This window comes from Devosia sp. (assembly GCF_034675085.1).
In the GTDB taxonomy this organism is placed as follows: domain Bacteria; phylum Pseudomonadota; class Alphaproteobacteria; order Rhizobiales; family Devosiaceae; genus Devosia.
Map to the genome: position 1 here is coordinate 1 of NZ_JAUCDN010000200.1, position 6,077 is coordinate 6,077.

4 protein-coding genes and 1 pseudogene are annotated in these 6,077 nt (G+C 65.1%); 2 read left to right on the forward strand and 3 right to left on the reverse strand.

Annotation, left to right across the window (positions count from 1 at the left end):
• Both VDP82_RS12500 and alaS read left to right on the forward strand, forming a co-directional pair.
• Positions 1 to 455, forward strand: a pseudogene (locus VDP82_RS12500) (DNA recombination/repair protein RecA); the annotation flags it as partial.
• Between the two features lie 185 nt (positions 456 to 640).
• A complete protein-coding gene (alaS, locus tag VDP82_RS12505; RefSeq protein ID WP_323015177.1) occupies positions 641 to 3,283 on the forward strand; it encodes an alanine--tRNA ligase in 2,643 nt (880 codons plus the stop codon).
• 22 nt (positions 3,284 to 3,305) lie between these two features.
• Here alaS and VDP82_RS12510 read toward each other — a convergent pair whose 3' ends face one another.
• The 3 genes from VDP82_RS12510 to VDP82_RS12520 all read right to left on the reverse strand — a co-directional run.
• Positions 3,306 to 4,190, reverse strand: a complete 885-nt coding sequence (locus tag VDP82_RS12510) for a DMT family transporter (RefSeq protein ID WP_323015178.1) — start codon at positions 4,188 to 4,190, stop codon at positions 3,306 to 3,308.
• A gap of 86 nt (positions 4,191 to 4,276) precedes the next feature.
• Positions 4,277 to 5,209 carry a DMT family transporter gene (locus VDP82_RS12515; RefSeq protein ID WP_323015179.1) on the reverse strand — a complete coding sequence of 311 codons (933 nt, stop codon included), beginning with the start codon at positions 5,207 to 5,209 and terminating at the stop codon, positions 4,277 to 4,279.
• Positions 5,210 to 5,287: 78 nt separating this feature from the next.
• A partial coding sequence (locus tag VDP82_RS12520) for a glycerophosphodiester phosphodiesterase family protein (RefSeq protein WP_323015180.1) occupies positions 5,288 to 6,077 on the reverse strand: 790 nt, incomplete at its 5' end.

Here is a 6,077-nt window from a genome sequence, read left to right on the forward strand (position 1 = left end):
AGATCGGCGTCATGTACGGCTCGCCCGAAACCACCACGGGCGGCAACGCGCTCAAGTTCTACGCCTCGGTGCGCCTCGATATCCGCCGCATCGGCGCCATCAAGGACCGCGAGGAGATCGTGGGCAACCAGACTCGCGTCAAGGTGGTCAAGAACAAGCTTGCACCGCCCTTCCGCCAGGTCGAGTTCGACATCATGTATGGCGAAGGCATTTCCAAGACCGGCGAGCTGCTTGATCTGGGCGTCAAGTCGGGGATCGTGGAAAAGGCTGGCGCCTGGTTCTCCTGGGATAGCCAGCGCCTCGGGCAGGGCCGCGAAAATGCCCGCCAGTTCCTCAAGGACAATCCGCAGGCTGCCGCCGCCATCGAGCAGGGCGTGCGTGAAAGCTCCGGGCTTCTGGGCGAAGTGCTGCTGGTTGCCGGCGGCGAGGAAGACGATAGCAGCAGTGACGAATAGCTTCTGCCGGTCCCATGCAATTTTCACCCCCGCCTCGGCGGGGGTTTTTCTTGGAACCAGGGCTTGCCGGGCTGTGGTTTTATTTCCCCGCCCCGACGCTGGACAGGGGCGACGCCCTCACGATAAAAAGCCGCGGTTTCCGTCTCTGGCGCCATGGCGCCGTTTTCCGCAATGAAAGCCTCTAGATGACCAGCGTAAACGACCTTCGTTCGAGCTTTGTCGATTACTTTGCCCGTAATGGTCACGAGGCGGTTGCATCCAGCCCGCTGGTGCCGCGCAACGATCCGACGCTGATGTTCACCAATTCGGGCATGGTGCAGTTCAAGAACACTTTTACCGGGGTGGAAAAGCGTCCCTATTCGCGCGCCACGACGGCGCAGAAATGTGTGCGCGCCGGCGGCAAGCACAACGACCTCGACAATGTCGGCTTCACCGCGCGCCACCACACCTTTTTCGAGATGCTGGGCAATTTCTCCTTCGGCGATTATTTCAAGGACCGTGCCATCGAACTGGCCTGGACCCTGCTTACGAAGGATTGGGGCCTGCCCAGGGAAAAGCTTATGGTCACCGTCTATCAGGACGATGACGAGGCGCTGAACCTTTGGAAGAAGATCGCGGGGCTGTCCGAGGACCGCATCGTGCGGCTCGGGGCCAAGTCCAATTTCTGGCAGATGGGCGATACCGGCCCCTGCGGCCCCTGCTCGGAAATCTTCTACGATCATGGCGATCATATCTGGGGTGGCCCTCCGGGCTCGCCGGAGGAAGATGGCGACCGCTGGATCGAGATCTGGAACCTGGTCTTCATGCAATATGAGCAGCATGGCGACGGTTCCCGCACCGGCCTGCCGCATCCCTCCATCGACACCGGCATGGGCCTCGAGCGCATCGCGGCGGTGATGCAGGGGGTGCATGACAATTACGATATCGACCTGTTCAAGGCGCTGATCGGGGCGGCGGCGGCGGCAACCGGAGCCGATCCGGCCGGCGAGGGCAATCGCAGCCTGCGCGTCATTGCCGATCATTTGCGCTCGATGAGCTTCCTCATTGCCGAAGGCGTTCTGCCGTCCAATGAAGGGCGCGGATATGTGCTGCGCCGCATCATGCGCCGCGCCATGCGCCATGCCACGCTGCTGGGGGCCAGCGAGCCGGTCATCTACAAGCTGGTGCCCACGCTGGTGCGCGAAATGGGTCAGGCCTATCCCGAATTGAGCCGGGGCGAGGCGCTGATCGCCGAGACCGTCCGGCTCGAAGAGGGGCGCTTTCTCAAGACCCTGGGCCGGGGCCTGCAAATCCTGGCCGACGAAACCCGCGACATGGGCGATGGTGCGGTTCTGGCCGGCGCCACCGCCTTCAAGCTCTACGACACCTATGGCTTTCCGCTCGATCTGACCGAAGACGCGCTGCGCCTGCGCGGCATCAGCGTCGATCAGGCCGGATTTGACGCGGCGATGGCGGCCCAGAAGGCCGAGGCGCGCAAGAGCTGGTCCGGCTCGGGCGAGGCGGCCACCGATACGGTCTGGTATGGCCTGGCGGACAAGCTCGGCCCCACTGAATTTCTCGGCTATGAAACCGAAACCGCCGAGGCCGAGATCAAGGCGCTGCTGCGCGATGGCGCGGAGGTTTCCAGCCTTGGCGCTGGTGAAGAGGGTGTGGTCGTTCTCAACCAGACCCCGTTCTATGGCGAGAGCGGCGGCCAGGTCGGCGATAGCGGCCTGTTGCGGGGCGAGGGCTTCGCCGCCACCGTCACCGATACGCAGAAACACCACGGCGTTTTTGCCCACAAGGTCAGCGTCACGCAGGGCCAGCTCAAGCCGGGCCAGCCGGTGACGCTGGTCGTCGATCATGAGCGCCGCTCCGCCATCCGCTCCAACCACTCGGCCACTCACCTTCTGCATGAGGCGCTGCGCCTGGTGCTTGGCGATCACGTCGCCCAGAAGGGTTCGCTGGTGTCGCCCGAGCGGCTGCGCTTCGACTTTGTCCACACCAAGCCGATGAGCGAGCAGGAAATGGCCGAGGTGGAAGACATCGCCAATGCCATCGTGCTGCAGAACACGCCGGTCGAAACCCGGCTGATGGGTGTCGAGGAAGCCAAGGAATCGGGCGCGCGCGCCCTGTTCGGCGAGAAATACGGCGATGAGGTGCGCGTGGTTTCCATGGGCGAGCCTACCGGAAACGGTCTGGGCTGGTCGGTGGAGCTGTGCGGGGGCACCCATGTGCGCCGCACCGGCGATATCGGGCTGGTCTCCGTCGTCGCCGAAAGCGCCGTGGGCGCCGGGGTGCGCCGTATCGAGGCCCTGACCGGCAAGGCCGCGCGCCATCGCGGCAATACCAATGTCGCCATCGTCAATGCCGCGGCCGGCCTGCTGCGCGCCGGCAGCCATGACGTGCTCGACCGGATCGCCGCCTTGCAGGAGCAGCTCAAGCGCTCCGAGCGCGCCCTGAGCGATGCCAAGCAGAAGCTGGCCATGGGCGGGGGCGCCGGCGGAGCCGCTGCCGGGCCGGAAAACATCAACGGCGTTGCCTTTGTCGGCCGTATCGTCGATGGCCTCCAGCCCAAGGATCTGCGGGGCCTGGCCGACCAGGCCAAGCAGCAGGTCGGCTCGGGCATCGTCGCCATCATCGGCCGGGCCGATGATGGCAAGGCGGGTCTGGTGGTTGGCGTTACCGGCGATCTCACCGGCGCATATTCCGCCGCCGATCTGGTCAAGGCCGGCTCGGCCGCGCTTGGCGGGCAGGGCGGGGGCGGCCGTCCCGACATGGCCCAGGCCGGCGGCCCCGACGGGGCCAAGGCCGAGGAGGCTCTGGCCGCCATTCGCGCTCTGATCTGAAGGGAGTGAGGGGGGGCGCCCCTCACAGCCCCGTTCGGAAGAAGAACAGGCGCGGCTTCCAGACGATTTTCAGCCTTTCGGTCAGCACATTGGCCAGCCCCGCCGCCAGAACCACCAGCATGCCGACAATGGCGACCCAGTCGGGATATTCGCCAAAAAAGGCGGCGCCGAACACGATGGCCCAGATGAGTTGGCTGTAATGGACCGGCGCCAGCAGGTTGGCCGGCGTGCGCCTCGCCGCCGCGATCAGCAGCAGCGCGCCGGTGCCGCCCATGATGCCGATGCCGAAAAAGACCGCCAATTGCTCCAGGGTGGGGATGACGAAGAAGGGCAGCATGATGATCCCGTTGAGAATGGCCGAATAGATCACCTGGATGCCGATGAGGCTCACGCGCCTTTCGCGGGGAGCCACGTAGCGCAGCACGGTGGTGGTGACGCCACTCAAAAACACCGAGGCCAGCATGGCCAGGTGGCCCGGCATGACCTCGCGCAGGCCCGGCCGGATTACCAGCAGCACGCCCAGAAAGCTCGCCACCAGCAGCAGCCAGCGGTGCAGGCCCACTTCTTCCTTGAGCACGAAGACGCCCAGCGCCGTCACCACGATGGGGGCGAGGAAACCGATGGCATAGACTTCGGCGAAGGGAATATGGGTGAAGGCGAACATGACGCAGGCCGTGCCTGAAATGGCGGTGGCGCAGCGCAGATGCACGAGAAAGGGATGGCGCAGCTTATAGAGATCGCGCCAGCGCTCGCCGCGCTTGCTCACCATGGCGGGAAGAATGGAAAAGCTGGTGGTGAAGAAGGCGATCTCGAACACCGACATGACGGGACCGGTCGCCTTGATGAGCGCGTCGGATACCGAAAAGGCGAAATAGGCCAGAAACGCAAGGAAAACGCCCGCCGGCATCGCTACAATCCACCGGAAAAGCGCGGAAGACTCGAGATCTTAGCCTACCATACAAGCGTTGGTGGATTCCGTCACCTTCCAGCGGATCATATTTCCGGCCCCTGTACCTCGGAAATGTCTGTGGGGGAGGCGCGGCGGCGGGCGCGGTATTCGGCGAAGCGTCCGGCGATGCGGGTTCGGCTGCCGTCGCGGGCGACATTGACGAGCCCCGCGCCCACCACCACGGCCAGGCCGAGATAGACCCAGAGATCGGGATATTCGGCAAAGAAGATGGCGCCGAGGGCGATGGCCCAGACGATCTGGATATACTGGGTGGGCGCCACCTGGCTGGCGGGGGCGTTGCGGGTGGCGGCGATGAGCAGGATATGGCCCAGCCCCACCATGGTGCCGGCGGCGGCGAGCAGGGCGAATTGCAGCGGCGTGGGCATGACGAAGCCGGGCAGCATCAGCACGGCGTTGACCACCAGCAGATAGAGCGCGGGCAGGGCGATGAGGCTCACCCGGCGCTCGATGGGGGCGATGATGCGGAGCACGGTTGTGGTGGCGGCGCCGAAAAAGGCGCAGAACAGGGCGGCGAGGTGCCCCAGCTGCAACTCCCGAAAACCGGGGCGCACCACCAGCATGACGCCGGCAAAGCTGAGCGCCAGCATGCCCCAGCGCATGGCGTCGACCCGCTCGCGCAGCACCACCACCGACAGCACGGTGATGAAGAGTGGCATCATGAACACCAGCGAATAGGCCTCGGCGAAGGGAATGGTGACGAAGGCATAGGTCACCAGAGTTGCAGAGCTGAGGCCTGTAAAGGCGCGCAGATGCACCAGAAGCGGGCGTTGCAGCCGGAAGGTGTCGCGCCAGCGCTCGCCTTTGGGCTTGACGAACAGGGCCGGCATCAGCCCGAACAGGGCGACGAAAAAGCCGATCTCGAACACCGAGAGGCTCTGCCCGAAGCCCTTGATGAGCGCGTCGCCACAGGAATAGACCGAATAGGCGACGACCGCATAAATGACGCCGACCGGCATGGCATGACCCAATCACGAGTTGAGGCAGTGCGCTGACCCTAGTGCGCGGCGCGACGGCCGTCGATGGGCAAGATGACGCTAGCGCTCCCGGAGCGCGGGGCCGATGGTTTCGATGCGGTTGGTCCATATATAGCCGTCGAATCCGGCCGGCACCTGGGCGAGAAGGTCCGGCGTGTCGATGCCGGCCGTGCCGGGGTCGCCCGCTTCATAGGGGCCGAGCAGGATGAGCTTGCTGCCGGCGGCGCGCAGGCGCTCGACAAAAAGATGCGGCCAGCCCCAGATGAAGGGCGCGGCATTGATCGGCAGCAGGACCATGGTGCCACGGCAGGCCTGAGGCATGAAGCCGGTCCAGCCCAACGCCTCATATTGCAGGAGGCAATCCACCATGCTCCGGCGCGACCATACGGTAAGGCCGTCGATCTGCTCGGCGGCGCGATAGCTGGGCTCATCCCCGCCATAGGCGCCCCAGACGGCGGGGCGCCATTCGGGATGGTCCTGCACCAAGGCGGCGAGCATGTCGCCCTCGCGCGCCTCGCGGCTCTTGAAATTGACGAGGAAACGCCGGTCGGGCATGGCGGCCAGCACGTCTTTCAGCTCCGGCATCAGGCCAATGCCGGTTCCGCGCAGTGGAAAGCTGGCGCCATTGTCGGCGGTATAGCCATAGCCGACATCCAGCGTGCGCAGATAGGCCATGGAATGGCTCCGGGTTTCCCCGCTGCCCTCGGTGCGGCAATCCAGCGTCCAGTCATGCAGCACGGCGAATTGCCCGTCCGTGGTGGGGTGGACGTCGAGCTCGACAATGTCGGCGCCGGCGGCGAAGGCGGCCTGCATCGAGGCGATGGTGTTCTCGATATAGCCATGGGTGGGC

What these genes read in the sequence shown, in the direction of transcription:
- alaS (WP_323015177.1), top strand. Translation starts at nt 641, where the DNA reads ATGACCAGCGTAAACGACCTTCGTTCGAGCTTTGTCGATTACTTTGCC.
- VDP82_RS12510 (WP_323015178.1), bottom strand. Translation starts at nt 4,190, where the DNA reads ATGCCGGCGGGCGTTTTCCTTGCGTTTCTGGCCTATTTCGCCTTTTCG.
- VDP82_RS12515 (WP_323015179.1), bottom strand. Translation starts at nt 5,209, where the DNA reads ATGCCGGTCGGCGTCATTTATGCGGTCGTCGCCTATTCGGTCTATTCC.